This is a genomic window from Paracidovorax wautersii (assembly GCF_900113035.1).
GTDB classification, from domain to species: domain Bacteria; phylum Pseudomonadota; class Gammaproteobacteria; order Burkholderiales; family Burkholderiaceae_C; genus Paracidovorax; species Paracidovorax wautersii.
On the sequence record NZ_FONX01000011.1, the window covers coordinates 37,925 to 63,521 of the forward strand.

Below are 25,597 nucleotides of genomic sequence, written 5' to 3' on the forward strand. Positions count from 1 at the left end.
CACGAACTACAGGAACAGGATAAGAACATGTCAGCCACTTCTTTCGGTGCATCCTCGGCGAATATCAGCCGGGGACGCGTTGCCCGCTATCTGCGCACGGAGTCTGGTGCTGCGGTGCTGCTGGTGATCGTCACGGTCGTGGCGCTGGCGTGGGCGAACTCGCCGCTATCCGATGCCTATTTCGCGTTGTGGCACCTGGACGTCGGGTTTGACTTCGGGCCGCTGGGCATGCACATGGATCTGCATCACTGGGTCAACGACGGCCTGATGGTGGTCTTCTTCTTCCTGATCGGCCTGGAGGTGCGTCAGGAGTTCGCCCACGGATCGCTCAGGGACCGCAGCCGTGCCCGTCTCGCTCTGATCGCGGGTGTCGCAGGTGTCGTGCTTCCCGCGCTGGTGTATGTCCTGATCGTGGGGCTGGCCGGAAGTGAAGGCCTGCACGGGTGGGGGGCGGTGGTCGGCACCGATACGGCATTCATGCTGGGCACCCTGGCGATCGTCGGCCCGCGGCTATCCGGTCAGTTGCGCGTGTTCCTGCTCACCCTGACCGTGGTCGATGACTTCCTCGCCGTGTCCATCATCGGCATCGTCTATAGCGAGGAGATTCGGATCGTCCCGTTGTTGATCGCCCTCGCCAGTCTCGTTGCGTTGTGGTGGCTAGGGCGCACCCGCCAGTGGCGGGCAATGCCGTATGTGCTGATCGTGATCGTGCTGTGGCTCGCAACCGTGTACTCCGGCATCCATGCCTCTCTCGCCGGGATGGCCGCGGGGCTGCTGATCCCCGCCTACGCGACGCAACGTCACAAGGTCGTCGCGGCAAAACAACTGTTCCGCGACTTCTGGCAGTCTCCGAGTGCCGCATCGGCCCGCGCGGTGGACTGCGGGCTGTCCCGGGGTATCTCGGTGAACGAGCGATTGCACGAGTTCCTGCGGCTGCCGACGGCGCTGCTGATCGTGCCGGTGTTCGCCTTGGCGAACGCCGGAGTGGACGTGCGTGGCGGGCTGCTCGCCGAGGCCTTCGGCTCGCCAGTCACGTGGGGCGTCATCGCAGGGCTCGTGCTCGGCAAGCTCGTGGGCATCGGGCTCATCACGCTCGTCGCCGTCCGTCTCGGCCTGGGCCGGCTGCCCGAGGGCGTCGGGGTGGGGAGCGTGTTCGGTGGTGCGGCACTGTCCGGGATCGGCTTCACCGTGTCGCTGCTGATCATCGGGCTCGCGTTCGGCACGACCTCCGACCTGGGCCGCCAGGCGACGGTCGGCGTGCTCGTGTCGATGGTGTTCGCCACGTTGCTCGGGTGGCTGATCTTCAAGGTCGCCGCCAAGCGGTGGGGTGAGAAGACCGCTGACCTGCCGATGGTGCTTGAGCCACCGGTCGATCCGGAGATCGATCACATCCGCGGGCCGGAGGACGCCCAGCTCACACTCGTCGAGTACGTGGACTTCGAGTGCGCGTACTGTGCGCACGCGACCGGTTCTTGGGACGATCTGCGTGCCCACTTCGGGGACGACCTGCGGTATGTGGTGCGCCATCTGCCGCACCACCCGCACGGGCCGATCGCCGCGCGGGCGTCCGAGGCAGCGGCGAACCAGGGGATGTTCTGGCCGTGGCTGGACTTCGTGTTCACCCGTCAGCATGCGCTGGAGCGCGAGCATCTGATCGGCTACGCCGCCGAGCTTGGGCTCGACGTCGAACGGTTCATCGCGGATCTCGACAGCACCGCGGTGATCGAGCGTGTCGAGCGCGACCTCGCCAGTGCGGTCGCCAGCGGTGCGCACGCCACGCCGACGTTCTTCGTCGAGGGTCGTCGTCTGCGCGGCAGCTACGACGCCCGCACTGTCACCGCGGCGCTCGAAGCCAGTCGCCGCGGCCCACGAACTCAGGAAGTCCCGTCCTGAGCGGGACGAACTACAGGATAAGAACATGCCAAACAATTCTTTCGGTGAATCCTCTTGTACCGCTGCGGCCAGCGGCCTCGTGCAGGTGCGCGGGGCGCGCGAGAACAACCTCAAAGAGGTGGACGTTTCCATCCCGCGTAACGCGCTCGTGGTGTTCTCGGGAGTCTCCGGCTCCGGGAAGTCCTCGCTGGCCTTCGGCACCATCTATGCCGAGGCTCAGCGACGTTACTTCGAGTCGGTGGCCCCCTATGCGCGGCGATTGATCGACCAGGCCGGCGTGCCCGACGTCGATGCGATCGACGGCCTCCCGCCGGCGGTGGCGCTGCAGCAGCAGCGTGGCTCCAGCAACGCGCGTTCCTCCGTGGGCAGTGTGACCACCCTGTCCAGCCTGGTGCGGATGATGTATTCGCGCGCCGGCGCCTACCCAGCCAACCAGCCGATGCTGTACGCCGAGGATTTTTCGCCCAACACGCCGCAGGGAGCGTGCCCGACCTGCCACGGCCTGGGCCATGTGTACGAGGTGACCGAGGCCATCATGGTGCCCGATCCCTCCCTGAGCATCCGCGAGCGGGCGATCGCCTCCTGGCCCCCCGCCTGGCAAGGCCAGAACCTGCGCGACATCCTGGTCAGCATGGGCTACGACGTTGACCGACCGTGGAAGGACCTGCCGAAGAAGGATCGCGACTGGATTCTGTTCACCGAGGAAACACCGACGGTGCCGGTGTACGCCGGCTTCACGCCCGCCGAGACCCGCGCCGCGCTCAAGCGCAAGATGGAGCCGAGCTACATGGGCACCTTCACCGGTGCTCGCCGGTATGTGCTGCACACCTTTGCCAACACCCAGAGCGCGCTGATGAGAAAGCGCGTGTCCCGGTTCATGGAGGGCAAGCCGTGCCCCACCTGCCACGGCAAGCGGCTCAAGCCCGAGGCGTTGTCGGTCACCTTCGCCGGCGTGGACATCGGCGCGTTCATGCAGATGCCGCTGGACCAGTTGGCGGCCTTGCTCGAACCCATTGCCCAGGGTGATTTCCGCGCCCATGCAGCGGGGGCGGCTACGGACAAGGAAGCGACCCGGCGCGACCGTGCCCAACGCGCGGCCTCCGGTCGTGCCGTACACGCGGTATCGCCCGACGTGCGCCGCACCTCCGCGCTGTCGGAAGAAAAGCGCCTCGCCGCGCAGCGCCTGGCCGGTGGCGTGATGGCACGCCTGCGCCAACTGCGCGGGCTGGGCTTGGGCTACCTGACGCTGGACCGGGCCACGCCGACGCTTTCGGCTGGCGAGTTGCAACGCCTGCGGCTGGCTACGCAATTGAGTTCCCTGCTGTTCGGCGTCGTGTACGTGCTCGACGAGCCCTCGGCGGGGCTGCACCCCTCCGACAGCCAGGCCCTGTACGACGCACTCGATCGGCTGCGCGACGCAGGCAACTCGGTGTTCGTGGTGGAGCACGACCTGGAACTGATGCGCCGCGCGCAATGGCTAGTGGATGTCGGGCCGGATGCCGGGGAGCGTGGCGGCCGCGTGCTCTACAGTGGCGAGCCGGATGGCCTGCGCAAGATTGCCGAATCGCGCACCGCCCGTTACCTGTTCGACGAGATCCCCGCGCCGGGGAGCCGGGCACGCGAAGCGATCGGCTGGCTGGAGCTGCAGGGCGTCCACCGCCACAACCTGCATGGCGTGGACGCACGCATTCCGCTGGGCGTGCTGACGGCCGTCACCGGCATCTCCGGCTCGGGCAAGTCCAGCCTCGTCGCGCAGGCCCTGCCGGAGCTGGTGCTGCTGCACCTGGGCCACGAGCCGGAAGACGATGTAGCCGAAAGCGCCACCAGCGAAGGGCCGGCAGTGATCGAAGCGACCGGCGGCCATCTGGCGGGCGACGTGGACGCCGTACAGCGTCTGGTGCAGGTGGACCAGAAACCGATCGGGCGCACGCCGCGGTCGAACCTAGCCACCTACACGGGCCTGTTCGACCATGTGCGCAAGCTGTTCGCTGCCACGCCCGATGCGCGACGCCGCCGCTACGATGCCGGACGGTTCTCGTTCAACGTCGCCAAGGGGCGCTGCGAGACCTGCGAGGGCGAGGGCTTCGTCAGCGTGGAACTGCTGTTCATGCCCAGCGTGTACGCGCCGTGCCCGACGTGCCATGGCGCACGCTACAACGAGGCCACGCTGAAGGTGCAATGGAACGGGCGCAACATCGCCGAGGTGCTGCAGATGACCGTGGACGAAGCCAGCGAATTCTTCGCGGGTGAAGACGCTGTGGCAAGGCCACTGCAACTGCTGCGCGATATCGGACTGGGCTACCTGCGCCTGGGGCAACCGGCCACCGAGCTTTCCGGTGGCGAGGCGCAGCGTATCAAGCTGGCGACCGAGCTTCAGCGCAGCCAGCGCGGCCGAAGCCTGTACGTGCTCGACGAGCCGACTACCGGGCTGCATGCGTCGGACGCCGACCGGCTGCTGGTGCAGTTGCAGCGCCTGGTCGATGCCGGCAATACCGTAGTGATGATCGAACACGATATGCGCGCGGTGGCCCAGGCCGATTGGGTGATCGACGTGGGGCCTGGTGCAGGCGCTGCCGGCGGCAGCATCGTGGTGGCGGGCTCCCCTCAGCAGGTGGCCCGAACGTCTGGCAGCAGAACCGCTCCGTTCCTTGCACAGGAGTTGGCGCGGGCCGAGTAGCTCAGTTCGCCAAATGTTGCCAGTTTTCGCGGGGCATTGATCGTCGCCACACGACGGTGGCGATCAATGCCCGAATCGCGTCATCCTTCCTGAGTCAGAGCAAGATAGGGATTGTTGGGCGGTATTTCGGCGAGTGCCAAGGACCCATCTTCGAGGAGGTAGCCATGCAGTCGGCGGGACTTCCTCGGGCCCGTGACTTCACAGGTCCAAATGTTCAGGCCATTGGGCTGCTTTCGATGTAGCTGCAGCTTCTCGAAGCGCTTCTGCACCCACTGCCAATCCTGTTGACTCTCCTGCTTGGCGAGTGCGGCCACTTCGGGATGCTCCTGCGCATAGCGTTGGAACACACCCGGGCTGACCAGGTAGGCCGTGTCATTCACCGTATGCACGAGTGCCTTCGCGTCGTTGATGATGAGCCGTCGTGAGGCGATTCCCTGCTTCAGCCAAACCATGAACTGTTCCCCGGATGGCTTCGTTGCCGATGACCCAGGCGTAGGCGCGGGTGCAGGTGCAGGCGATGGAATGGACGTCGCGGCTGTTGCTGGCGCGGGGGTGTGGAGGAACTCCTCGGCATCCTGGCCAACGCCGGCCGACTCACCCAAGCCCACCATCGCGAGCAAATCCTCCATGACGTCGGGCACGGGCTGGGCTGCGGGCGGTGAAACGATGGTGGTGCTGTCGCCCTCCCAAATCGGAGGCTCTTGACCTCCCTGCGCTGGGTTCACCGAGACGGTAGGCGCGGGAGCCGACATGCTGGCGTCGTTTTCCGCGGGCGTCGCGTCGATCTCTACCGTGCCCGCGAAAGGTGCTGGTCGCTCGCCAGACTCCCAGATCAGCGCGGGAGCGAGACGCAACAGGGTGAACGAATGGGACCAGCCGGTCGTGCTGGTCACGGTCGCGCGCCAGACCGCCTTGCCGTCCGGTGTGGGCTGCAGCATGCCGTGGTCCTGCAGCACATTGAACACGGCGGTGTTGTTCGCAGGAATGCCATCGATCCCCTGTGACAGGAGGTGTGCGCGCAGTTTGTCCGAAACCGTCTTGCTCACCAGCCACAAACCATCCTCGGTGAGCCAGCCATCGGAGGCTTCCGGCTGGTTCAGCTTCAACTGTTCCTTGAGCAGGTAGCGCAACCCGTCCAGCAGCTTGCGTTGCAGTGCGTGCTTGGGCGCGGCCATGGCGCGCGCCGGATCGCCGCCCAGCTCCTGGGCCACCGACGCCCGGTCTGCTTGCACGACGAGTTCCCCCAGTACACCGGCATGTTCGTACTGACCGGCCAGCACATAGAGCAGCGGTGCCCAGAGAGCCGGATAGTCGCTGAGCCAGTCCAGGACGTGGCGGTCGAGCAGTTGGCGATAGAGCAAGCCTGTTGCGGCGCTGTGCAGGCGGTATTCGCGGTCGTCACGGTAGCGAAATCGGTACGCCTGGTGCAGCGGGCCATGCCACGGATGCCAAGTACTGCCGTCGGCCAGTTCGACGTGTAGATCGACGGCGATCTTGCCAATATCGTGGAGCAGCGCAGCATAGGCAACGGCGGCGGTCCAGGCTTCGGACTGGGCCGCCTGGTCTTCGGGACTGGCACCGATGGGCAGCAGATGGGACTGCCGCAGTTTCAGGCTGTAGGCGACGATCTCCAGGCCGTGGTCGAGCATGCCGCCCGGGTAGGCATGGTGATGCGCCTCGGAGGCCGGGAAGGCCTGGACCAGTTCGGCATAGCGTTCCAGGGGCGTGCGATACAGGGTGGCGAATTGCCTACGCGAGAGCGAGGTACGCTGCCAGATGTGCTCCAGCAGCTTCTGCCGGCGTGGGGTGGCCAGCAGCGATGCGGCCGACTCAGGACGCAGCAGCCCTTTCGGGAGGGCGGTGACGGGTGGTGGCGTCGGTGCGGCAGCGACCGGGGGCCGTTTTCGCTGGAACAGGGAAAGCATGTGGGTGTCCTGATGACGGGCCGACCGGGAGGCCTTTTGGCCTTTTCGAGGTAGGGCCTTTCCCCTTGCACCCCATTCCCTTGCCATTTCGGCCCTTTGGCCTTTAACCGTTTCGGTATAGCGAGGCCTGGGTTGCGGCTCCAGCGTCAATGTGGAACCCGCTCGAATGCATTGGACGGCGACCCGGCGCTGGCCTCTGCCTATGCTGTGGGAACGCTGCTTCCGCCAGGTAGGTTGTTCTCACTCAGGCGACTAAGTTGACAGACGCGACAAAGGCGACTAGAGTGAATCCTGTCCCAAACCTACTCGGGAGATGACCATGCCCACTGCCATTGAATTCATTGCCGACCGTCTGCCGCGCGTCACGGTGGAAGATGTACGCCGCTTCGCGGATACCGTCGAAATCCGGGATGCCACGGCTTTCGCGGCCGAGTTGCAGGCGTTCGTCCACGAGCGTGTGGAAGCGGTGACACTGCCCGCCAACTTGGAGGGGGAGACCGTTGGGCAGGCCCTTGCACGCAAGGCGGCCGCGCTGCGCGCCGACACGCGCTGGGCACCGAATGAAACCGACGTCCAGCGAGGCCGCGCCGTGCTGCTGGAAACCTTCAACCAGCCGCACAACCTGCCGCCCGCGGAGTTCGCCAAGCTGGCGGACAAGTCGCGCCAGCAGATCTACAAGGACATCCTCGCGCGTCGGCTGCTGGCGCTGAACGTGGGGCCGCGCGGTCAGAAGCTGCCCGACTGGCAGCTCGACCCGGTGAAACAGCAGTTGACCCAAACCGTGCTTCAGGAGGTCGAGGGTATCGATCACTGGACGATCTACCGCGCACTGTCCGAACCGCTCGAAGGCTTGGGTGGGCGCTCGCCGGTGGATGCGGTGACGCATGGCACGATCGATGACGTGGCCGAGGCCGTGTTCAACGTGCTGGGCGTCCAGGTGCATTGAAGCGAGATCGCCATGAGCCACGAGCTGCCTTCGTTCCTGATCGATGCCGGTGAACTGCTCCAGCATGTGAGCCGCGTCGTCTATCGGGGCAGCCCGCTGTACTATGGTCGCAGCAGCACGAATCGCTACGATGACCCGGCGGGGGCCTACGGCGTGCTCTACCTGGGGCGCGACCTGCCCACGGCGCTGATGGAGTCGGTGTTTCACAAGCACCAGTGGCTTGAAGACACGAAGCGCTCCATCGCCCTGAAGGAGGTCCACGCCCGGATGGTCCGCGCCGTGGGCGTGCTGGACGACGTGCTCCTGGCCGACCTCACGGCGCCGGGCGTCATGGCGGGCTACTTCGGCCTGAATCTGGAGCAGTTGGCGAGCCGCGACTACACGCACACGCAGCAGGTGTCCGCTCAGGTGCATGCGATGGTCGGCGACGACGGCCAGCCGCTGTTCGACGGGGTGCTCTATCCGTCGCGCAACAACTATCCCGCCGCGAGCATCGCCCTGTTCGAGCGTGCGGGAACGAAGGTCAGCGTTGTCGAGGACATCGACCTGGTTGACCATGTGGACTGGCCGCGTTTCGTTGCCACCTACCGCATCGGCGTGGAGCCCGACCCCGGCCCGGTGGAACCGGATGACGAAGCGTCCTGAAGCAGCAAGAAAACACATTGAAGCCCGAAACGGAATGAAGTGGAGCAAACAGGAATAGGCATTCCTCAGTAGCAGGAGACGACCATGAACACGACGACCCGCACCAGTACCGCAGAACGCCTCGGCCGTACCTTTGGCCGCGGATGGCGCGTCTATGCGCGTGGCGAACGGCGGGTATCGAATTGGTTGGTGGCCAAAGGGGTGCCTTCGGTTGGTGCCACAGTGCTGCTGTGGGTGGTCAAGCTGGCTGTGCTGGGCGCGCTGCTCTACGCCGCCTTCTGGTTCGCACTCGTGTTGCTGGGAGTCGTGGTGGCGGGATGGGCGGCGGCTGCCAATACATCGGAAGAAGACGAGTGGCCGTTCACCGACCTCACCGAACTGCGCAAGACACCCGGCTACGATCCCAATCTGTACAACGATACGTCGCACGAGTTGTACACCGACGACTGATCGGCACCGCGCTACTTCAGCTTACCTCCGGTAAGGGCCCCAGCGCCCTTACCGCCTGCTTGGCCGGCGCTCTTGCTGCCATCTGAAAGCCCCTGGATGACGTGCCCGGCCCGAATCCCAACCCAGGTAAGGCTCGCAAGCCAAAAGCCCGGCAAGACCAGGAACATCGTGCCCATGACGAACATCAGGAGCAGGTCGCCAAAGGCATTGTTCAACCCCACCAGCGGATCGAAGTTAGTGTGTGGCCGGTTCCAGCCGAAGCCCCACCCATAGAGCGCATCGAGGATGGTGCTGTCGATCCAGCGTGCGAGTTGGAACCAGAAATCGGTGAAGAACAGCGCGAATTGCACGACGCTGACGGTGACGACCGTCTTCAGGTCATAGGTTCCGACGACCAGTACGAGCGGGATGCAGATGACCAGTGCCATCTTGAGCAAGGCAAGCACCATGGGCAGCGCCTGGCGCACCACGTCCATGGCGGGAAATGCGGCAAGTGCCCCGACCGCCATTCCTACATCCCCCGTGGCCCGCGTCACGATGTTCGGCAGGGTCTTGTCGATCTGGCCGCCGTAGTCGGTATAGACCGAACCCTGGTTGAGCTTCTGCTGTCGCGGTGACGCGATGGTACGGACCACCGAATCGTCCACCTCGGTACGGCTCAGGAACCCGGCCCAGCCCGCCAAGCGATTCAACAGGCTGGGGTCCACCTGGCCCAGCAGCCGTGCCCGCAGGCCGTTGCTGCCATCGGCCCACCACTGCCTGCAGGTCGGGTAGCCGCCGCCACTGGCCACCTGCGCAAGCCCTGCGTCGCGGGTGTCGTCATAGGGCCATGACTCGCGCGCCGTGCTGGAACGGTAGCTGTCGTAGTAGCCGCCGGTATCCGTGAAAAACCTCGAACCGATCCAGGTCACGTCGTTCATTTGAGCGTCGTCCAGCTCCGGCCGCGCCATGAACAATTTAGCGCGTGCAGGTCCGTAGCAGTCGTGTGTGAAATCGGCCACTTCCTGAGCCAGAACCGGGTCATTGATGCGGGTAGCGTCGATCTCCATGCGCATCTGTCGCAGGTCTGTCCCGCACGGGATTGCCGCCACCGAGGCGCTGGTGACGGCGCGCGAGAGCGCGTGCATGAAGGCCCACCAGACCGGCACCTTGGCACTCTGGTTGTTGATGGTGCTGAAGGACTGGGACCAGCCGGTATCCGTGGGCTGCGGCACGTTGACCTGGCACTGGGCCGAGCGCGAGCTGTCGTACTGAATTGTGTTGAGGTCCACGTCGATGAAGGGGATGCCGGCGAACATCACCACCACGATGGCGACGAACACCCGGTTCTCGATGCGTGCGGCCGAGAGCACGCCCTTGTTGCCTTCGTCGGCACCTTCCGCACGGGCCTTAAGCCATTCCTGCACGATGATCGCCACGAAGGGCAGTGCGAATACCCCGCTGGATACCAGTACCGCCCAGATGCCGTTGTTGACGATCCAGGACACCAAGGTCAGGTAGTACTCCAGGTAGTCGGTTGTGAAAAGCGTCATGGCTCGGACCTCCCCTCAGCCCTGCATCAACAGGCTGGCTTCAAGCGCCACGATGGCAACGACGCCGGCGATCTCGCTGCGTACCAGGCGGCGCCGCGCTTGCGCGTCGTCCTCACGCGCAAGCAGCCGGCGACGCATCCAGACCCAGCCGTAGGCCGTCGCGCCATACAGGCACAGCCGCCAGACCAGGAAGTAGCCCGCTGCTGCCGCCAGCCAACGCTCCCAGCCCGCGACACTTCCGACGAGGTAGATGCCAACGATGTTGGCACCCACGGCGACGGCCGCGAGTACCATCGTCCACAGCAGCGCCTTCGCTGCGCGCCGGTTGAACAGCCAGCGCGGGCGCAGCCAGGCCGCACGCATCAGGCTCATGGCCGGCCTCCCGGATTGCCCTTCTGCAACTGATCGAGGCGGTCAGGCACCGGATCGCCTTCGTAGATGCCACGCGAGCCCGCCGCGCGCGTGCCGTGGCGCTGGATGATCGCCATGGGCGAGTTGTTCGCCAGCTCCCGGCGCAGCTCCAGCTCGGTCTTGAGGTTGCGAATCTCGCGATCGAGCGTGTCGCTCTCGTGGTTCACCGCCTCCACGGCGAGCTGGTTGGCCGCCACGTTGGGCTCCTTCTTGCCGGTCAGCAGCGTGCGTTGCAGCAGTAGCGCCTTCTCCAGCACCGACGCCAGCGCAACCTCGGACGCCAGGCGCTGCGACAGCAGGTGCTGGTCCGGTTCGTCGCGCAGTGCCTCGACCACGCCGCGCGTGATGGGCAGCGACGCGCTGCCGGCCTCCCGCAGGTTTTCGGGCGTCGTGTTCTTCGCCTTGGAGACCAGGTCCTGGAGCGCCTGCAGCTTGGCGTCGTACTCCTCCTGGATCAGGGGCGTCAGCCCGACGCCGGGCACCGTCTCCGTCTTGGTGCAGGCGTCGCAGGTGCGCTGCTCCTTCTCGCCGAGCACCCGTGTTGCCCACTCGATGGCCGCCTGCGGCGTGGTCCAGGTTTGGCACGACAGGCTCGTGCAACTGGCCGGAGCGATTGCCGACGTGTCGGTCACCCCGCGGCCATTGACCAGGTTGTAGCCCGCGCGGGTGACGTCACCGACCACCTTGATCGCGGGCTGACCGGAGCCGCCGGCATTGCTTCCCCCGACCCAGGGCACGCCATCGTTGCCACGGCGCGTCTCGGCCTGCTCGATGGCCGAGACGGCATCCGTGCTCGAAACAGCGTCACGCAGCGCCAACCCCTCTGCCATCTGGCTCCAGCCGAGTTGGCCGCCAGCCGTTTCGGCCATCTTTTCGGCCATGGCGCGGCACGTCAGCTTCGAGCGGTCGAAATCCAGCCGCGCTTGCAGAACGCCGTTGGTGAGCAGGTTGTAGAGGCCTGGATCTGCACGCTGGATGATCAACGCCGGCAGGGACGCCACAGCACTCGTAGCACTCTGGATCACCGAGGACATGATCTGCTGAAAGCCATTGGTGACACCGTTGAGTTGATTCTTCAACGTGGTCTGGATGCTCATGTCGCCGCAGATCAGATTGCTGTTCCAGCCGACACCCACGCCGAGCGAGCGCATGCCGGCTGCGCGGCCCATCGAAACGGCGCTGCCGCCGCCGATGGAGTACATGACGTCATCGCCGATGACGTTGCCGCTGGTCTGGTAGCCCAGTTGGCCCCAGGCCACGCCGCTTGCCAGAACCAACGCGCCGGTAAGCGCCAAACAGATCCTCTTGCCACGAGCCGGTGGGGAGAACTGCATAGAGTCGGAACGCTTCATCGCGGCACCTCAAAGGAAATCAACGCTGCCAAGGAACACCTGTCCACGGCGTTCGCAGCAGGCATACGGCCGCCACAGCGCCCAGGCGTAGTCGCCTTGCTGGGCCTGAGTCAGGAAGCCGGTGCGTGGGAAAACCGTGCAGGACGAGGACAGGACGGGCGTGAGTTCCTGCCACTTGCCAGTCGAGGCATCACCCTCCATCAGCGCGCTGGCGGGCCAGTAGCCATCGCGGGCATTGGCAAGCAGCGGCTGGTACACGTGCAACTGCCCGCGGCGCGTGACGACATCGCCCGCACGCTGGGCCACCACGGCTCCCGATTTGTGGTCGTCGGTCTGGTGCAGGAAGCCGCCGCGGGGATACACGTTGCCCCAAAGGTTCATCGTGGTGCGTGCGCCGACCTCGCGCATGCCGGGAATCAATGCCTCCGGGTAGGCCATCTCGGGCACGTTGTAGCGCCAGGCAAGCGTGTCCAAGGTGCTGAGCAGATACGGCATGAATGCCGTTCCCGCGCCCTCGCAGAAGTAGCCCGAGGACGAAACAAACTGGTTGAACACCTCGACGCCGGGATGGCCGATCACGTCGGCGTTCTTGAATTTCGCGAGATTGTTTTCGTGATCCTCGTTCGTCGTTCCATCGCCGCCCGCTTGGGCGGACGGGTTGGCCGTACTCATCGCCCGGACTTCGACCCACGGGTTCTCGCCCGTGTTGCTGTAGCTGGAGACGACCGCATCGGGGATGTAGTGGCGCACCTTGACAGAGGTGCGCACCGTGCAGCCTCCCCAGGTGCAGTAGAGCCAGTAGCAGATACCCACCACCCGGTACTCCAAGCAATCGGGCGAGGCCACCGAGGCAACGATGGCGGTGGTGTTCAAGGCGTAGCTACCCGTGGCGCTGAGCAGCAGCAAGGAAGCCACGCCAGCCCGCATGCGGCGCATAAGGTCGAATGGCCTCGTCATGGCTGGGTCCTCCGACGCTGCTCGATGCGCGCGACAGCGCGGGCCACATCCGGCTCGCCATAGACCACGTAGCGCTGATCCACCACGACAGCCGGGATGCTGGTGATGCCCAGGCTCCATGCGTCGGTGACGCCCTGGTATGCGGAAGCGATGCGGCGCTGTAGGTCGGCGCCGCCTTGGTTCAGCCGACGCTTGACGGTGGCCGCCGCCTGTTCGGGGGCGGCGGGCAGTTCCGCAGAAAGCTCCGCTTCAATCCGGCGGGCTTCGTCCAGCTCGATCAGCCGCTCGCCGCCCATGGTCTTGACCGGGTGGTGGCTGTCGGTGACGACCAGTACGTCGGCTGCGAAGGTGACGGGGCTGAACACGGCCAGGGACGCCGGCAGCGCCACGACGAGACCAAGGGTTCGCCAGCCCGACGCGAACGTGGAAAAGGATGCCGGCATGTCGCGTGCCCCGAAAGTTGATCAGGGCCATAGTCAAACGCGAACCCGATGCCACCCCAACAAACAATGCGCATCGCGGGCTGCCCGCATACCTGCTTGTCCCGGGCCATAAAAAAACGGAGGCCGAAGCCTCCGCGAGGATCAATGAAGCAATGCGACCGTTACAGCAGGCCTGACTCCGCAAAGGAGAACGGGGAACCTTGGCCTACGATGATGTGATCCAGTACCCGTACATCGATGAGCGCCAGCGCGGCCTGCAGTTGCTGGGTCAGCACACGATCCGCGCTCGACGGCTCGGAGATGCCCGAGGGGTGCTGGTGCGCGAAGATCACCGCGGCGGCGTTCAACTCCAGCACACGCTGTACGACGACACGTGGATAAACAGAAGTCGAGTTGATCGTGCCCCTGAACAATGGCTCGTAGGCCAGCACCTGGTGCATGCTATCCAGGAACACAGCGGCGAATATCTCGTTGGGTTCAGCGACCAGTTTCACGCGCAGATAGTCCCGCACGGCGGCCGGCTGGCTGAGGCATGGTCCAGCTTTGAAGATCCGTTTTTCCAGCAGCACGATGGCCTGCTGGATGATCCAGTCTTCGTGCTGGGCAGCTACGGCGGAAAGCGACTCCACACAGGAGTCATTGATGGCGAAAGACATGGCGAACCTCCAGACGGTGAGATCGGAGGGCGCGCGCCCCCGAGGGCAAGCCCTCCTGGGGATGAGAATGAAAAGATGCATCCATCACCGCGATTGCGGTGACCGTTCGCGGCCAGGATGCAAGGCGAACGAGTCGCGGTCAGCGCAGAGGACTGCGCCGTAGCCTTGAAGACCGGGGCTACCTGGGCATGTCGCCGACGACGTCGGCAGGCATTTCGGATGTGGGTGTGCTGGTCGGACCCTCAGCCGCCAGCATGTCCATGGCTGACAGCAAGGCATCGCCCTCGATCGGCCCCTGCAGCAGGATGGCCTGGCCCGTTTGGCGATCGAGCAGGCGCAGCGACGGCGTGGCGGTTACGCCGCTCTTGGTGGCTTCCGCAGCCTGGGCGCGGATAGCCGCACTGGGCCTTTCGCTTGCCATGCACTGCTCGCTGGCTGGCGTCGATTCGGGGTACCGCAAGCCATCGGGCAAGCCCTGGCCGCCGCTGCGCGTGTGGGCATAGACCCATTCGATCGCCTGCCAGAACGCGACATGCCCACCTGCTTCGGCAGCGCATTCCACTAGGCGTGCCTCGGCTGACGCGGCCGGCTCGTGCTCGGCCAGCGGCTGGTGGTGCCATTGCAGCGCCACGTCGGTGTTGTTGCCGATCCACCGCTTGAGCTGCGGGAAATACTCCCGGCAGAACGGGCACTCCAGGTCGGCATAGAGCGTCAGCGTGAAACGGCCTTTGGGGTTGCCCATTAGCCAGGGCGGCCCGGCCACCGGTGCCATGCTGACCGGCGTGGGCGGCTGCGGCGGGGATTCGCCGGGCGACCTTGACACAAGCCAGATCAGCAGCAGCGCGACCAGCACAGCAGCCAATGCCCAGGGCCAGCGGGGCCGCCCGTTGCGGCGGCGGAACGCCTGGACCTGCATCGGAATGGAAGGACGTTTCTGTTCCATGGCGTTCTCCGTCTTACGACAGTTCCAAGGCCGGCGACTCGATGCCGCGCGCCTGGTCGATCTTCTCGGCCACCTTGAAGGCCGCTTCCAGTTCGGTGCAGCCGTAGTGCTGCATGAGCTGGTAGCGCTCGGCCTTCTCTTCGGGTTCGGTCTGCGCCAACGCCAAGTACAGGCTGGGCGGCACGGCGCGGAACAGCACTTCCATGCTCTTGGAAAGGATGACGCCCTCGGTGAACTTGCCCGCTTCTTTGCGCGCCGAGAGCATCAGCGCTTTCTGCGCGGGCGAGAGTTCGCGGAAGCGTGCAATCTTCTCGACCTCATCGGGCGGCATCGACAGGCAGATCCACCACTCAATCATGTTGAGCATGGGCTCCGCGGCACGCGGCAGATCGTCGATATTTTGTGTAGCCAGCCAGAACCAGGCCCCTAGCTTGCGCCACATTTTTGTAATTTTTACAACGTAGGGCGCAAGCAGCGGGTTCTTCGTGATGATGTGGCCTTCGTCGGTCACATTGATGATCGGACGGCCCAGGTACTGGTCGCGCTCGGCGATGTTGTTCACCGTGCTGATCAGGCTGATGTAGGCGATGGAGAGCTGCGCGTTGTAGCCCTCCCGGGCATAGGTCGCGAGATCCACCAGCGTGATGTCGGCCTCGGGCCACGGCGTGCCATCGCGATCGAACATCTCGCCGTCCGTGCCTTGGCAGAACATGTCCATCGCGTCCGCCATCTCCAGCAGCCGCACGCGCCGCATCTCGGGCAGCGTCGGGTCCTGGCCGCGCGTGCGCAGCGCGTTGCGCACGTCGCGCGTGAGCACCGTGCGTTTCTCGGCCACGCAGTGCTCGGCGGCATCGAGGATGCACTGGCGGATCAGCGAGCGATCGGCCCGCGTCATCCGGGCTTCTTCCTTGTCCTCGCCGCCTGTGATCATCAGCCGTGCCGTGATCTCCAGTTCACCCAGCACGTCGCGCTGCTCGTCCTCCTCCATGACCGAGGAATCGGCTGGCAATTCTTCATCCAGTGCATCGGCATCAAGCGTCTGCACGTTGCTGGGCGTTTCGATCAGCCGGCGAGCGTCGGCGAACGGCGCCAGGCTGATGCCCGAGCCAGGAGCCAGCTTGACCCGGTTCACGGTCAGACCCAGGCGCTTTGCGAAGTCGCTGAACAAGCCAAAGCTGTTGCCGGCTTCCACGATGAACAGCCGCGGCCGGTAGATGGCCGTGACCTGGTTCAAGAGGTTGTTGAGCGTTGCGCTCTTGCCCGAGCCGGTGGGGCCGAACAGGAACAGATGGGCGTTCATCTGCCTGTCCAAGCGGTTCAGTGGATCAAACGTGATCGGCCCGCCGCCGCGGTTGAAGAACGTGTTGCCCGGATGACCCGTACCCTGGCTGCGACCCCACGCCGGCGAGAGATTCGCCACATGCTGGGCGAACATCAGTTGGGTGAACCAGTTCCGTCGATCTTGCGCAGGGTTGTAGCAGCACGGTAGCCAGCGCAGGTAGCTGTTGAGCGGCGCGACTTCATCGTCCTCGCGCACAGGCTGCAACCCCGCGTTGAGCATCACGTTGGCGAGGTCCAGACCGCGCCTGTCAAGTTCGGCTTCATCGCGTCCGCGCAGATAGAAGGCCAGCGTGCCGCGGTAGAGCTTGTGCGCGCTGCCGATGAGCGAGCGTGCCTCCTGCACATCCTTGAGCGTTTGTTCCGATGCCAGTGTTTCGCCGACAGCCTTCTTCGCCAGGTGATTCAGGTGCGATTCGAGGATGTCCTGGGGCGTCGCCACCATGGTCAGACACATCGTGGTGTCTTCGGGCATCTGATCGAAAAGCGTGTTGATAGCGTCCCCCTTGCGGGTTTCGCCGGTCAGGTGCCCCGTACCGGGCGGCATGCGTAGCCGGTCGGTGACCAGTACGCGATGCGGCATACCGTCAAAGTACCAGGTGCCGTGCTCGGCATCGGAGCGAGGCTGACCGAAGAACAGCCGTTGACTGAAGTCCCGACCACTCGCCAGCTCAATCTCACCTTCCTCCACCTCGTCGGGATAGCGGGCCAGCGCATAGAAGCGCTCTCGCTCCTCAGCGCCGGGCCCGAGCATCGTGGGGCGTGGGTTGAACCAACGCAGCAGCCAGTCGTGAACATCGGCCGCGACCATGCGCCGGGCCTGGATGCCGGCGTTCGCCAAGCCGCCGCAGAGGCGATCGCAGACGATGTTCAGCATTTGCTCGGGTGTCTGGCCGCGGCGGTTCGCCTGCCCGGCGGCCCGGCGATAGACCACCATGCGCACGCGCCGCGTCTGGCCGCGCCAGCGCAACCGCGTGACCACCGTATCCTCGAACAGTCCGCCGGGCTTGGCCACCGCGCGCAGGTGGTGGCCAAAGAAGCGGAGGTAGAACTCGGTGAAGGCCGTGCTGCGGGCGCGCGGCTGCACGTAGTCGCGTAGCGTCTGCATGTACTGGTCGAAGCTGGGCTCGTCCTGTGCATAGAGCTGGAGCACCCACGGGTTCTCATCCAGCTCATCGAACGAGTCCTGGAGCGCGTTTTCGAGCGCATCGCGGGCATGAGCGAGCCAGCCCGGTTCCCGACCTTCGGTGCCTAGCGGGACCAGTTCGTAGAAGGCCGCGACCGATTGCCCGTCCTCCAGCAGCATGGACTTCGACGGCGGCAGGAACTCCACCCACGGCAGCAGCTCCGCGAATGACTGCGCAACGTCGTACATCGCCTGCTCGTCCGCCACGGTCGCCGGCCTGCGGCCCTGGACCGTCGCTCCGGGTTCGGCAATGCCGGCCTGGCGCAACGCCTCGACGTGGCGCTGCCAGCCGTCCGGCTGCTCGTCATTGCCACCATCGGATGCAGCCAGCTTCGGCCAGGGGAGTTTCCAGCGCATCAGTAGTCCTCCACGCGCTCGCCCGGCATGGCGTACTGCACACGCTGGTACAGGGGAAAGACCGTCGTGTAGCCCGGAACCGGCACGGGATCGGTGCCCGCCAGGTGCGGGTACACATACATGACAAGATCGGGGTTCGGCAGGCGGTGGAACTGGCGATAGACCTCGTTGCGCGCCGTGCGCGTGTAGCGCATCTGCTCGGTGGGCGCGGCCTCCACGTCGGCCTCGGTCAGCGTCCGGCGCAGGCTCTGGCGTGCATCGAGCAATTGCCTGCGCGCCACCTGGCCGGCGCCACCACCCCCGTCACCGGCGTTCTGCTGCCAGATGTCCATCATCGTGCTGTCGCCGTGGGGGAGCAGCTTTTCCTTGCTGGTGGCACAGCCGCCGAGCACCGCGACGGCGAGGGCCAGCGCCAGGGCCTTATTCAAGTTCGAGAGCATGGCTTTCTCCTGCGCGGTGATCGACCTTGCGGCCTTCGGGATCGAAGTCGATGGCGAGCGGCTTTTCGAGGTGGACGGCGACCTTCGCGCCGGGCTGGACATAGACAGCGGCGAACGCCTGGCCGTACAGCTTGTTCACCCAGTCGGCCATGTCGCGCACGCCACCGGCCAGGATGCGGCCCACGGCTTCATTGCCCGAGATACCGACGCTGCCGATGGAGCCGTCGGCGCCGACGTAGGACATCTGGCCGCTGTCGCTGTCGATCAGCGAGGCGACGCCGGCACCGGCGGCGGTAATCAGGGCTTGCGAGCCAAGGTACTGCTGGGCGTTGCTGCGCCGCTCCCCGCTGACGCAGGGAATGCCGTATGGGTCGCTGATCCAGCCCAGGCCTCCACTTTGAGAGTTCTGCTGCTGGTTGTTTTGCTGGTTGCCGTCGCGGTCTTCGGGGATGGTGCGGATCGTGCCGTCGTGGAAGACGAAGGTGATGCTGCGTACCTGGCCGCGCACGCACGAGAGCGTCCAGTCGCCCGATGCGGTGCCGCTGAACACGGCACCGGCCACGTCGGGAATGTCGATGCCATTGGCGGTCAGGTTGTCCGATCCGACCAACACCTTGAAGGGGTACGGATCGTTGACGGTTCCGTCGATCGGCACGCGGCCGATCAGCGCCGTCATCGCCACCGACCCCATCAGCGTCGAATTGGTCGGTACGGTATAGACCGCCTTGGCGCTCTTCACGCCTGCGGCGCGTGCGCCCGCGTTCGCCACGGTTTCCGCCGTGGTTTCCAACGTGCTCTGCGCGGGGCCGAAGCTCGTCGGGAAGCTCATGCCGCTACCCGTGCCACGACTGCTGTTGCGCCCCTCGGCTTTCCTCGCATCGTCGGGTTCGACCCAGCGCACGCCGCCTTCCATGCCGGCCTCGTCGCCGTCACGCAGCCCCAGACCCACCGGCAGGTCGGCATGGCCGCCGCCACGTCCGCCGATACTGTCCAGGCGCCGTTGCAGGTCGGCCAGCAGCCCTTCGGTCTGCTGACGCGCGCTGGCTGCCTGCTCTTGGTCGCGACGCAGGTTGGTGCGCTCGGAGTCGAGGGCCGAATTGATGCGCTGGTCAATGGAGTTCTCGCGCTGGCGCAGTCGCTGGTTTTCTTCGCGCTGGGATTTGTTGTCCGAGAGCGCGGTCTGAAGCTCGGTGCGCAACTGCTTCACTTGGGCAACGAGCGTCGCCACGGTGTCGCGCGGGGTATCGCCCTCGATGCCCAGCGCCTTCATTTCCGCTGGCGTGAGCTTGGCGCCGGCATCCGCGGTCGGTGGTGCCGAAGTGCTGCCTCCCGAGAACAGCCGGATGGCGACGAACAGCACCAGCACGGCAACCGGGATCATCAGCCACTTCAGGAGTCCATTACTGCGCATGGCGGACCTCCTTGCGGTCGGTGCCATCCTGGGAACCGGCTTCCGGTTGCGGGAGATGCACGGCCGGGTCGAAGCGGTTGACCGCTGGTAGCAGCGATTGCGCAAGGCCACGCCCGCGCGTCACCAGGTACAGAACGGTCGTGTCCTCGGGCGTCCCGCGCGGGCCAAGCGCCTCGTGTTGGAAGGTGGCGGTGAGGAAATCGCCTTGCAGCACGCGCGGGTCCAGGGTGATCCAGCCGCTGCTGCTGTTGGTCAGGCGCACGGCGGTCACCCACTGGTCTTCCAGACGCCATGACGCGAGCGCGACCGCGCGCACGGGCAGCGTCGGCATCAGCGTGCCGAGGTCGAGGTCACGGCGCAGGTTCACCCGCATGACGCTCGGCAGCGGCTCCACGGTGCGTAGCGGCGCGTAGAGGTTCTGTGCGGCAAAGCGCGTCAGGACAACCGACACCGGGGTCTCGCGTCGCGCCGCTCGCGCGCCGGCCTGGTCCTGGGCGCGCGCCGGAGCTTCGTTGTCATCGCCGGGCTGATCGCCATAGCGCGCCGGGGTGCTGTTGCCCTCGACGATGCGCACTGGTTCCAGCTCGGCTTCGCCGTCCTTGGCTGGCTCCGCCGCAATGTCCAGCAGGATCAGCGCGCCCGTGTCGGCGTCCTGCAATTGCAGCCGCGTGGGCTCGATCGGCTCGCTGGCGCGCAGGTACACCGCGCCGCCCGCGCTCTGCACCCGTAGGCGCTCGCCGACGCCCGCAGGTACGCCCACGCGGACGTTGCGGTCGATGAACACGATGCGCTCGTGGCCGACCTTCAGCGGCACCGCCAACGGCATACGTTCCCAGCGCAGGATCTCCACTGCCTGGACAGCAGGAGCGGCGGCCACGGCCAACAGCCCCAGCAGCGTGAGTACAGGATGCTTCATGGGGTTTCTCCTTGGGGCGCTTGCGGAGACAGGCCGCCAGACGCCGGGCGCGTTGGCTCCGGCGTGCTGATGCGCTGGGGCGCGCCCTCATAGCAGTCGAGCGCCAGGCCGAACGGGTTGCGGGCAGGATCGACGTCCACCCGCGTGACCTTCACTGGATAGCGCACCAGAGCGCGCTTGACTTGCTCGGCGCCGTAGTACTCGTCGGCGGTGATGTCCAGCGTCACCACCCAGTCGCGGTCGGAGACCACGCGCACGCGCGCCGTAGGGTCGTCGCCGTAGCCGCGGCCGGGGATTTCATAAATCCCGCGCACGCGCTGGCGCAGCTCGCCCGTGCTGCGGCGGTAGTCGTAGTCCGCGCGAAGGAAGGCCTGGCAGGACGGGGTGAGATACGGCGAGAGCGTGTGGAGGTTGCGCGCGTAGTCCTCTTCGCCATTCGTCGGCCAGCGGTTGAGCGTCTGGAACACGTAGAACGTGAACGCATAGACCGATTCGGGCGGCACTTCCCACCACTTCCTGGTACTGCCGGAGCGCAGGTCAGGCGGAACGTGGATGGTCAGATCGCGCGGAGCGCTCCACCAGCCGCCGCCCATGACCAGGGCGACGATGACCAGGGCGCCAGCCCCCAGGCGAAGCGTCTTGATGTGCGCCTGCAGGTGGGTGATCTCGTTCTTGAAGCGGCTCATCGCGCGCTCCTTCGGGTGGTCCAGAAGCCGGAACGCGAGATCAGCACATGGCCGCCCACCCAACCCGCCATCAGTGGATGACGTGTCGCAATGCGCCATTGCAGTTGCCGATACAGCCAGGTGTCGGGACGCCCGCGTTTGAGGCGGCGAAGAATGCCGCCGCCGATGAACACGCCCAAGGCCACGCCCAGGACGACGAACGTGGGAGCTAGCGCGATCGTGCGGAACACCCACGACAGCGGCGCGCCGACCAGCAGGCCGGCGGCGCCGGACAAGCCGCAGCAGATCCACAGCTCGTCGGCGGTGAGGCCGCGCACGACAACGGGGTGGCGGTTGAGCCGGTGCGGAAGGAACGTCACGGTCCCGTCCGCACGGACGTGCTGCTGCTCAGACATACCGGCCTCGCCTTACAGGATGCCGGTGGCTTCGGTGAGCAGCCAGATGCCGATCACGAGCAGGACGGCGCCGATGGCGACCGTGAGGCCGAACTGGCCCCACGTCTTGCGGCCTGTGTGGATTTCCGCGTAGGTCCCGTAAGCGTGGTAGCACACGCCGATGAACATCGACGCCACCACCAGCAGGGCTACGAGCATGATGATGTCGTAGCCGTAGTTGCGGATCGTTTCCATGATGCCGTTGCCCGTGCCGCGGGTCGGGTTCTCCAATTGCGGCAGACCCTGCGCGAACGACAGCACGGGCAGCGCAGCGGCGCCCAGGGCCACGGCGGCGCGCTGGGCAAGACGGGAATTGAGGATGCGGTTTTGCATGGTCATGCCTTTCAGGTCAGGAGAGGAGGAAGAAAGTCAGGACGAGGTACATCGCGACGAATCGGATGAAGACGCCGAGGAACTGGCGCTGGTTGAGGCGGCTCTCGGACCACCCCACGTAGGCCGTTCGCATGGCCCAGACGCCCCAGACGAGCAGGACCGCGAACACGACGCCGACCAGGACGGTCGCCATCGCTGAAGGTGCGATGCCGCTGTTGGCTTGAAATGCCGAGACCTGGGCGCCGTTCATGGCTTGCCCTCCGCGGTCGTCGGCGGTGATGGCGGGACGACCCGCTCCGTGCGGTAGTCGCCGGCCAATTCGGACGGGTCGCGCGGCTGGGCGCGCGACGGTGTGAGATGGGCCTGGATGCCGGCGCGCACGCGCGCCAGGTCAGCCAGCAGCCTCGGGTAGTCGAAGTGGTAGCGCTCGCCCGGCTGGATGGGGGCATGCGCGGCGCTGTCGGCGACCGTGCGCTCCAGCGCGTCGAGTTGGCGCAGCGCTGCGACCAGCTCCTGACGCTGCGCTGGGGACTCGGCCAAGGCCATCGAGGACTGGCCCAACACAAGGGCCGTCACGAGAAAAGTGGGCACGCCGCGATGCGCGGCGCGCAGCCAGATCGGAGCCAACATCGCGCCATTCCTGTGTGATCAGCAATGGCTAGATCGTGGAGATCAGGGCTGTTTCAGGCCGCAAACAATAGGAACCTGCGGATGACCGGATTGATCGGCTAGAGGTACTTCTTGAAGCTGCCCGCAGTCAGGCTCACGGCCAGTCCCAGCAAGGCGGCGCTCGGCAACAGGATCAGCAATGGATGCACCGAGATCGGCAGTGCCAGGTACGTGATCCACGGCAGCACGGCCAGGGGCATAAGGCTGGCTTTCGCGCGGTGGTAGATGAACCCGGATTCGCGGCCCGCGCCGAACCTGCGCACGTCACGTCGCACCAGACCGTCAATCAGACCGACGAAAGCAGCCGTGAAGATCAGTGGCAGCGTGAGCACCAGGACCAGCAGGCGCACTAGGAAGGTCAGCGTCGTGAAGGCCGCGGCGATCAGGTAGCTCTCGGCCCAGACATAGGCTTGGCTGATGTAGTAGCGGAAGTTGCGCGCCTGCTCGTGGCTGGGCGCGCGGACGCGCTCGGCGGTCTGGCTCATGCGCGCCAGCAGCCCGGAGCGAACAAACACCCATTCGTAGCCTGTATCCACCAACTCGTGCGCCGTGCGCCCCGGCTCCTGCACGACCACGCTGCGCGTGAAGTGGTTGGACAGATGCCCAAGCTCGTACTGCAACATCTGCTGGGAATGGCGCCAGCCCTGGTCCTTCCAGAACAGGTGCATGCCGACGCACTCCACCACGATCGAGAACAGCAGCGAGCCGATCAGCACTCCAAGCAAGCGAAACGGCAAGGTGATGGTGCCGACGATCAGGCCCTGGCGCTGATTCTGCTCCCGCTGCGCGGTCGAGGCGGCGTCCTTCACGGCGCGGCCTCGTCGCCACTGTGGTCGGTGTCGGTGGCCACCGCAGCAGGCTCGGCTGGAGCAGCATCATCCAGCAGGTCATCGGGCAAGGCCGCATCCTGCAAGGCCGGGGAACTGGTGAACTCCCACCACTGCGTAGCCTCGCTGTAGCTCTGGCGCATGTACCCTGCCAGTTGTTGCAGGTCCGTCGGCATCACTTCATCCGGGTCTGGTAGCGGCAGCGGCATGCGAACCTTCCAAAGCTGGCCGCCCTGCAGCAGCGCGAAGCATTGGCCTTTTGGCAGGCCGACTACGTGCGATGGCTCGATCATCGGCACGCTGGACATGCTGATGCGGTCCTGGGTGTTCGACGTGAAATCCGTCGCGCCGCGGATGTCCGAACTGTCGGTTGCCCCGGAGACGATGGTAGTGGTATAGACCTCGACCTTCGGCAACTGCCGCGTCAGCAGTTCGGCAGTGGCAGTCTCGCGCACGCGCAGCATGAACAGGTTGTTGAAGTTGCCGATCACCTGGCCAGCTTTCGCGCGATTGCCGATGCGGGCCTCGATGTCCGAGAGGGTCTGCGTGTACGCGGTGACTTGCAGCCCGGCGCCGCCGCCTTTGTTGATAAGCGGCACGAATTCGTCACCCATGAGTTCATTGAATTCATCCGCATGGACGTTGATCGGTACGCGCGCGCCAGCCGAGGCGTCTGGCAGGCCATCGTCGATTCCGTGCTTGTAGATATGGCCCGCGACCGAAACCAGGTCGGAGAACATGGAGTTGCCGACCGCTGCGGCAACCTCGGCGTCGGACAGCGCGTCCAGTCCCACATAGACGATGGCGCGCTTCCTGATGACTTGCATCCAATCGAAGATCGGGCGCGGGTCGGCCAGGTCGGAATAGTTCGGTGCCAGGAGCTGCGCGATCTTGCCGCTGGTTAGCTTTTCCAACAACGGCAGCAATGACGCGACGATCTTGTCGAAGTAGGTCTTGTCGTACCGAACTGCCGAGCGCAGTCCGTCGAGCACCGGGTCGTAGTTGCGCGCCTGGGAGAGATACTGCTCCAGCGCAACCACGCGCTTCTCTCGCCCGATCATGTTGCGCGGGATGTTCTTCTCGTTGAGCTTGGCCTCGATCTGGACGATCACCTCCCAGGCCTTGGGCTCGGTCTTGGCGAAGTAGTGCTGGGCGTACTCGATAAACAGCGCGTCGATGTTGATGACGTGCCGCTGGATCAGCATGTAGTCCGGGCGCTGTCCCAGTTCCACCAGGGCACGAGCAATGATGTTGACGAAGCGCCACGCGAACTCCCTGAAGGCCGCGCTATTGCCTTCACCGGAGAGTTGCCCTGCGATACGGGTGGCGACTTCCGAGATGCGACCGAATCGGCCCACCGCGTTGTAGCGGGCGCTGATCTCCGGCCAGCCCAAGTGGAAGATGTAAAACTCGCCTTCACGGCCGGCGCGCTTGGCCTCGACATACATGCGCTTCAAGAGGTCCGCATCCCCTTTGGGGTCGATGACGATCACGACTTCGTGCTCGCCGGCAGCGCTCTTGCGGCGGATGTCCTGGGTCACGAACAACTCGGCCAGTCGCGTCTTGCCCACGCGCGTGGTGCCCAGCACCAGCGAGTGCCCGACACGCTCGCCGAGCGGAAGGCTGACGTCCACCTCGTCCGGTTCGATGCCGTGCAGGCGTGGCAGGCCGCCCACAGGCGGCAGCGGACGCACCGGGTTGAAAGGAGCATCCCAGCCCGTGAGCGCGGACAGCCGGGATAGCGGGAACGGCGCGAACTCCAGCCGCTCCTCCAGTCGCCGTGCCAGCCGGTAGGCAGGCGTCGGCTCGACGTATCGGCGGAACTCCGGCCGGTACGTCTGCATCAGCCTATGGGTGTGTTTTTGTTCCCACAGGAACCCGCGCCCGATGAAAAGCCGCTGCTGGCTGACGGGCACGTCCTTGCTCGTCATCACGTAGCGCGACAGGCGGCGGATGTTGCGTCGGTAGCGCAGGATCACGCGGGCATCGCGATAGCGGATCGCGCCGTAAGCGCCGAAAGCCAGCGCGCTGCCGACGCCCATCGACGGGCTCAGCGCGAGCGACCATGGGGCCACCAGGCACAGAAACGCGGCGCCTGCACACGCCGCGACGGTGTATAGCTCCACCGCTGGGCGTAGCAGAACCTCGACCGGCTGTTTCCCCGACATGG

General features: G+C 65.6%; 24 protein-coding genes. 5 read left to right on the forward strand and 19 right to left on the reverse strand.

Features of this window, described 5'->3' with window-relative positions:
• Window positions 1-27: 27 nt before the first annotated feature.
• Both nhaA and BM070_RS15725 read left to right on the forward strand, forming a co-directional pair.
• Window positions 28-1,893, forward strand: a complete 1,866-nt coding sequence (gene nhaA, locus BM070_RS15720) for a Na+/H+ antiporter NhaA (RefSeq protein WP_028690949.1) — start codon at window positions 28-30, stop codon at window positions 1,891-1,893.
• A 25-nt stretch (window positions 1,894-1,918) separates the two neighbouring features.
• Entirely contained in the window at window positions 1,919-4,570 is a 2,652-nt protein-coding gene (locus BM070_RS15725) for an excinuclease ABC subunit UvrA (protein ID WP_028690950.1), read from the forward strand.
• 80 nt (window positions 4,571-4,650) lie between these two features.
• Here the strand turns inward: BM070_RS15725 and mobH are convergent, their stop codons facing one another.
• Complete coding sequence (gene mobH / locus BM070_RS15730) at window positions 4,651-6,495, reverse strand: MobH family relaxase (RefSeq protein ID WP_028690951.1); 1,845 nt, start codon at window positions 6,493-6,495, stop codon at window positions 4,651-4,653.
• Between the two features lie 319 nt (window positions 6,496-6,814).
• Between mobH and BM070_RS15740 the strand changes: the two genes are divergently transcribed.
• The 3 genes from BM070_RS15740 (at window position 6,815) to BM070_RS15750 (ending at window position 8,536) form a co-directional block, all read left to right on the forward strand.
• Window positions 6,815-7,441 carry a hypothetical protein gene (locus tag BM070_RS15740; protein ID WP_023657212.1) on the forward strand — a complete coding sequence of 209 codons (627 nt, stop codon included), beginning with the start codon at window positions 6,815-6,817 and terminating at the stop codon, window positions 7,439-7,441.
• A gap of 12 nt (window positions 7,442-7,453) precedes the next feature.
• On the forward strand, window positions 7,454-8,086 hold the full coding sequence (locus BM070_RS15745; RefSeq protein WP_028690952.1) for an RES family NAD+ phosphorylase: 633 nt from the start codon (window positions 7,454-7,456) through the stop codon (window positions 8,084-8,086).
• Between the two features lie 84 nt (window positions 8,087-8,170).
• Window positions 8,171-8,536 (forward strand): DUF3742 family protein, encoded by a 366-nt coding sequence (locus BM070_RS15750; protein ID WP_028690953.1) that lies wholly within the window; start codon window positions 8,171-8,173, stop codon window positions 8,534-8,536.
• An 11-nt stretch (window positions 8,537-8,547) separates the two neighbouring features.
• On the opposite strand, the gene BM070_RS15755 is transcribed toward BM070_RS15750, so the two are convergent.
• The 18 genes from BM070_RS15755 to traD all read right to left on the reverse strand — a co-directional run bounded on the left by BM070_RS15755 (window position 8,548) and on the right by traD (window position 25,595).
• Complete coding sequence (locus tag BM070_RS15755; RefSeq protein WP_028698647.1) at window positions 8,548-10,068, reverse strand: conjugal transfer protein TraG N-terminal domain-containing protein; 1,521 nt, start codon at window positions 10,066-10,068, stop codon at window positions 8,548-8,550.
• A 15-nt stretch (window positions 10,069-10,083) separates the two neighbouring features.
• Window positions 10,084-10,440 carry a hypothetical protein gene (locus tag BM070_RS15760; RefSeq protein ID WP_017516006.1) on the reverse strand — a complete coding sequence of 119 codons (357 nt, stop codon included), beginning with the start codon at window positions 10,438-10,440 and terminating at the stop codon, window positions 10,084-10,086.
• Window positions 10,437-11,831, reverse strand: coding sequence for an integrating conjugative element protein (locus BM070_RS15765; RefSeq protein WP_023103896.1), 1,395 nt, complete (start codon window positions 11,829-11,831; stop codon window positions 10,437-10,439). The genes BM070_RS15760 and BM070_RS15765 overlap by 4 nt, the downstream gene beginning before the upstream one ends.
• Before the next feature lie 9 nt (window positions 11,832-11,840).
• Window positions 11,841-12,788 (reverse strand): TIGR03756 family integrating conjugative element protein, encoded by a 948-nt coding sequence (locus BM070_RS15770; RefSeq protein WP_023103897.1) that lies wholly within the window; start codon window positions 12,786-12,788, stop codon window positions 11,841-11,843.
• Entirely contained in the window at window positions 12,785-13,231 is a 447-nt protein-coding gene (locus BM070_RS15775; protein WP_017514119.1) for a TIGR03757 family integrating conjugative element protein, read from the reverse strand. Before BM070_RS15775 ends, BM070_RS15770 begins: the two co-directional genes overlap by 4 nt.
• Before the next feature lie 161 nt (window positions 13,232-13,392).
• Entirely contained in the window at window positions 13,393-13,887 is a 495-nt protein-coding gene (radC, locus tag BM070_RS15780; RefSeq protein ID WP_023103898.1) for a RadC family protein, read from the reverse strand.
• Between the two features lie 178 nt (window positions 13,888-14,065).
• Entirely contained in the window at window positions 14,066-14,830 is a 765-nt protein-coding gene (locus BM070_RS15785) for a DsbA family protein (protein ID WP_028690954.1), read from the reverse strand.
• 13 nt (window positions 14,831-14,843) lie between these two features.
• Window positions 14,844-17,711, reverse strand: a complete 2,868-nt coding sequence (locus tag BM070_RS15790; protein ID WP_023103900.1) for a conjugative transfer ATPase — start codon at window positions 17,709-17,711, stop codon at window positions 14,844-14,846.
• Window positions 17,711-18,151 carry a TIGR03751 family conjugal transfer lipoprotein gene (locus BM070_RS15795; protein ID WP_023103901.1) on the reverse strand — a complete coding sequence of 147 codons (441 nt, stop codon included), beginning with the start codon at window positions 18,149-18,151 and terminating at the stop codon, window positions 17,711-17,713. Before BM070_RS15795 ends, BM070_RS15790 begins: the two co-directional genes overlap by 1 nt.
• Complete coding sequence (locus BM070_RS15800; protein WP_017515583.1) at window positions 18,132-19,562, reverse strand: TIGR03752 family integrating conjugative element protein; 1,431 nt, start codon at window positions 19,560-19,562, stop codon at window positions 18,132-18,134. Before BM070_RS15800 ends, BM070_RS15795 begins: the two co-directional genes overlap by 20 nt.
• Complete coding sequence (locus BM070_RS15805) at window positions 19,552-20,478, reverse strand: TIGR03749 family integrating conjugative element protein (protein ID WP_023103903.1); 927 nt, start codon at window positions 20,476-20,478, stop codon at window positions 19,552-19,554. Before BM070_RS15805 ends, BM070_RS15800 begins: the two co-directional genes overlap by 11 nt.
• A complete protein-coding gene (locus BM070_RS15810) occupies window positions 20,475-21,164 on the reverse strand; it encodes a PFL_4703 family integrating conjugative element protein (RefSeq protein WP_023835765.1) in 690 nt (229 codons plus the stop codon). The genes BM070_RS15805 and BM070_RS15810 overlap by 4 nt, the downstream gene beginning before the upstream one ends.
• Entirely contained in the window at window positions 21,161-21,559 is a 399-nt protein-coding gene (locus BM070_RS15815) for a TIGR03750 family conjugal transfer protein (protein ID WP_023103905.1), read from the reverse strand. The genes BM070_RS15810 and BM070_RS15815 overlap by 4 nt, the downstream gene beginning before the upstream one ends.
• 12 nt (window positions 21,560-21,571) lie before the next feature.
• On the reverse strand, window positions 21,572-21,931 hold the full coding sequence (locus BM070_RS15820; protein WP_023103906.1) for a TIGR03745 family integrating conjugative element membrane protein: 360 nt from the start codon (window positions 21,929-21,931) through the stop codon (window positions 21,572-21,574).
• A gap of 16 nt (window positions 21,932-21,947) precedes the next feature.
• The gene (locus tag BM070_RS15825) at window positions 21,948-22,181 is read right to left on the reverse strand and encodes a TIGR03758 family integrating conjugative element protein (RefSeq protein WP_092940348.1); all 234 of its coding nucleotides are present in this window, start codon (window positions 22,179-22,181) and stop codon (window positions 21,948-21,950) included.
• Window positions 22,178-22,561, reverse strand: coding sequence for an integrative conjugative element protein, RAQPRD family (locus BM070_RS15830; RefSeq protein ID WP_023465080.1), 384 nt, complete (start codon window positions 22,559-22,561; stop codon window positions 22,178-22,180). The genes BM070_RS15825 and BM070_RS15830 overlap by 4 nt, the downstream gene beginning before the upstream one ends.
• 98 nt (window positions 22,562-22,659) lie before the next feature.
• Entirely contained in the window at window positions 22,660-23,409 is a 750-nt protein-coding gene (locus tag BM070_RS15835; RefSeq protein ID WP_023103908.1) for a TIGR03747 family integrating conjugative element membrane protein, read from the reverse strand.
• Window positions 23,406-25,595 (reverse strand): type IV conjugative transfer system coupling protein TraD, encoded by a 2,190-nt coding sequence (traD, locus tag BM070_RS15840; RefSeq protein ID WP_023103909.1) that lies wholly within the window; start codon window positions 25,593-25,595, stop codon window positions 23,406-23,408. Before traD ends, BM070_RS15835 begins: the two co-directional genes overlap by 4 nt.
• Window positions 25,596-25,597: the final 2 nt, after the last annotated feature.